This window comes from Pseudomonas sp., from assembly GCF_049590575.1.
GTDB lineage: Bacteria > Pseudomonadota > Gammaproteobacteria > Pseudomonadales > Pseudomonadaceae > Aquipseudomonas.
In genome coordinates this window covers 1-3,028 of record NZ_JBAWDE010000104.1, presented here as the reverse complement: position 1 = coordinate 3,028, position 3,028 = coordinate 1, and the positions used below count along the sequence as shown (strand labels likewise).

Annotated in this window: 4 protein-coding genes; 2 read left to right on the top strand and 2 right to left on the bottom strand. The window is 65.8% G+C overall.

Annotation, left to right across the window (positions count from 1 at the left end; translation table 11 throughout):
- Positions 1–1,020: TIGR03364 family FAD-dependent oxidoreductase (locus tag WBR57_RS08270; protein WP_424083410.1), on the top strand; the 1,020-nt coding region annotated here is incomplete at its 5' end.
- Positions 1,020–1,574 (top strand): phosphonate degradation HD-domain oxygenase, encoded by a 555-nt coding sequence (locus WBR57_RS08265; protein WP_424083409.1) that lies wholly within the window; start codon positions 1,020–1,022, stop codon positions 1,572–1,574. The genes WBR57_RS08270 and WBR57_RS08265, both read left to right, overlap by 1 nt.
- Here WBR57_RS08265 and WBR57_RS08260 read toward each other — a convergent pair.
- Both WBR57_RS08260 and WBR57_RS08255 read right to left on the bottom strand, forming a co-directional pair.
- Positions 1,571–2,938, bottom strand: a complete 1,368-nt coding sequence (locus tag WBR57_RS08260; RefSeq protein ID WP_424083408.1) for a DUF3482 domain-containing protein — start codon at positions 2,936–2,938, stop codon at positions 1,571–1,573. The two genes, WBR57_RS08265 and WBR57_RS08260, sit on opposite strands and share 4 nt — an antisense overlap.
- Positions 2,931–3,028: hypothetical protein (locus WBR57_RS08255; protein ID WP_424083411.1), on the bottom strand; the 98-nt coding region annotated here is incomplete at its 5' end. The genes WBR57_RS08255 and WBR57_RS08260, both read right to left, overlap by 8 nt.

Sequence of the window (3,028 nt, the reverse complement as noted above, 5' to 3'; positions counted from 1 at the left end):
CCCTTGGGGGCCTCGGTGCGCAACTTCGGCCAGGCGCTGGTCACCGGCCAACCGCCGGGGCCGATGCTCGACCTGGCACGGCAGAGCCGCGACATCTGGGGGCAATGGGCCGACCGGGCGGGGCTGCAGCTCAAGCGCAATGGCTCGTACCTGTTCGCCCGCACCGAAGCCGAAGAGCATTTGCTCGAAGCCTTCTGCGCCGGGCGTGCGCAAGCACACGGCTACAACGTTGAGCTGCTGCAAGGCGCGGCGATGAAGGATTTATACGGCGGCCAGTTCCGCCATCACCGCGCCGCGCTGCATGGCAAGGACGATCAGCAACTGTATTCGCGCGAGGCGATTCCGGCGCTGATCAACTATCTGCGCCGTGAACTCAACGTGGAATTTCACTTCTCTACCCTGGTGCGCGACGTCGAACCCGGCCAGGTGCACACCACGGCGGGCAGCTTTCGCGGCGAGCAGATCATCGTGTGTTCCGGTCACGACTACCAGACCTTGCTGGCGGAATCGATTGCCGAACTCAACCCGAGTATCTGCCGCCTGCAAATGCTGCGTGCCCGGCCTGCGCTCAACCTGAACCTGCAACACGCGTTGCTCACGGGCTTGAGTTGCGTGCACTACGGCGCCTTTGCCGACCTGCCCGAAGCCGCGCCGGTGCAGGCGCAGATCCTGCGTGAAGCCGCGCATTTGCATGAACATGGGATTCACCTGCTGATCAGCCCGACGCCTTATGGCGAACTGATCATCGGTGACTCCCATGATTACGGCAGCGACGCGTCGCCGTTCAATGCCGAACAGGTCGACGACTGGATGATCGAACTGGCGGAACAGACCCTGGGGTGCAAGATCCAGGTGGTCGAGCGCTGGCAGGGCATTTACGGTGCGCGCGGGCCAGGGCCGTTTTCATTCCTGCAGGCGGCGCCGGGCGTGAGTGCGGCGCTGATGCACACCGGCGTGGGCATGAGCGTGGGGCCGGCGCTGGCCGAGCGCAATATCACAACACTGTGGGGCGACGCGTGATGAACCCGGAGCAGGCAATCAGCGAAGTGTTCGGCTTATACGAAAGGCACGGCACGGCGGATTACATCGGCGAGCCGGTGTCGCAGCTCGAGCACATGTCCCAGGCCGCGCAGCTGGCGATGGCCGAAGGCTTTGACGATGAAGTGGTGCTGGCGGCGTTTTTCCACGACATCGGGCATCTCTGCGGCCAGGGCGGCGAGAACATGGGCGGCTATGGCGTGGTCAGCCATGAGCGGCTGGGCGCGGATTATTTGCGTCGCGCAGGGTTCAGCGAGCGCTTGGCCAAACTGGTGGAATACCACGTGCAGGCCAAGCGTTACCTGACCTTCAGCCAGCCGGACTATTACGCGCGTTTGAGCGAAGCCAGCCGCCGGACCCTGGGTTACCAGGGCGGGGTGATGACGGCCGAAGAGGCCCAGGCGTTTGAACAGGACCCGCTGTGCCAGGTCAGTTTGCGCATGCGCCACTGGGACGAGCAGGCCAAGGACATGCACGTGCCGGTGCTCGACCTTGACCTGCTCAAGGCCAAGGCCCGGCAGCTGCTGGCGGCTTAGGTGTCGTCGAGGCGTTGGGCCAGGGCTTCGACCTGTTCCTGGCGCTCGGCCTGGCTGAGCTTGGCATGGGGGTTGAGCGACGACCATTGCGGATGCGCGCGGGCCTTGTGCAGGGCGTCGGGCAGTTTGCCTTCGCGCCAGGTTTTGTCCTGGGGCGTGTCGACCTTGATGCTGTGCATCGCCGCATGGCCGCGCAGGTTCAGGGCCTTGAGCAACTGACGCTGACGCAGGGCCAGCAGGCGCAGCACGCTGTCGTCGACGGTCAGCTCGCGCTGGCCCTTGATCTTGCCCAGCAGGCGGCTGCCGTAGCTGCGCGCGGTTTGCAGCGCACCACCGGCAATTGCCCCGGCAATCGCGGCGGCGCCGAGGGTCAGGCCGCCGACCAGCAAATCCACACCGGCGCCCGCGGCTGCGCCTGCCGCAATCCCGCCACCGACCCGCACGCCGAGTTGCTTGAGGGTTTCCGGGTTGAACAGGTCATCGCCCCAGCGCCCGTCCAGTAACGGCAAATCACTGGCGGCGGCGTCCTGCGGGCGGAAGCCGAACAGTTTCAACAGCGCCTCTACGCATTTTTGCTCGCGCTGACGCACGGCTTTGCGCAACTCCACGATGGCCTGTTGCTCATCTTCGGTGACCACACTGCGTCGACACGCGGCGCAGTCGATCAACAGTTCGGCGATCAAGCGCGCGGCGCTTTGCTGGCGGGCCTGGCGCTGGGCTTGCTGGTCGAGAATCAAGCGTTCCAGCTGCGGCCGGGCGTTTTCCAGCAACAGGGCCAGGCTTTCATACAGCCGCCGTTCGCCGTCTTCTGGCGGCGCCACGCTGTCGAAGCGCACCAGCGCATGCAGGCCAAGCCGGGCCAGGGCTTCGCGCCAATCCGGCTCGCGGTGGTCGCTGCTGCTGACAAAGTTGAGCACCGGCAGCAACGGTTTGCCGCAACTGGCCAGCACTTGCAGCTCATCGCGGTATTTGGCCAGCACCGGCTCGCGGGCGTCGATCACATACAAACCCGCATCCGAGGCCAGCAGTTGGCGCAGCACCTTGGCTTCCTGTTCGAAACGTTGGCGCGCTTCGCTGCCTTCCAGGAAGCGTGCCAGGCGCGCCGGGCCGTCGAGGCGTTCGCCGGGGCGATCCAGGCGCTCCAGGTAGTCGAGCAGGGCGATGGCATCTTCCAGGCCGGGCGTGTCGTACAACTCCAGCAACGCCTCGCCATCCACCGACAGGCGCGCGCCTTCGACATGCCGCGTGGTGCTGGGGCGATGGGACACTTCGCCAAAGCCGACGTCGCGGGTCAGGGTGCGCAGCAGCGAGGTCTTGCCGACGTTGGTGTGGCCGACCACGGCGAGTTTCAGCGGTTTAGTCATGACCGGTCTCCAGCCAGTTCAGCGGCGCGCAGTCGGCGAAGGGCAGCTCCAGTTGTTGCAGCGCGGCGTGCCAATCACCCAGGCGCTCGG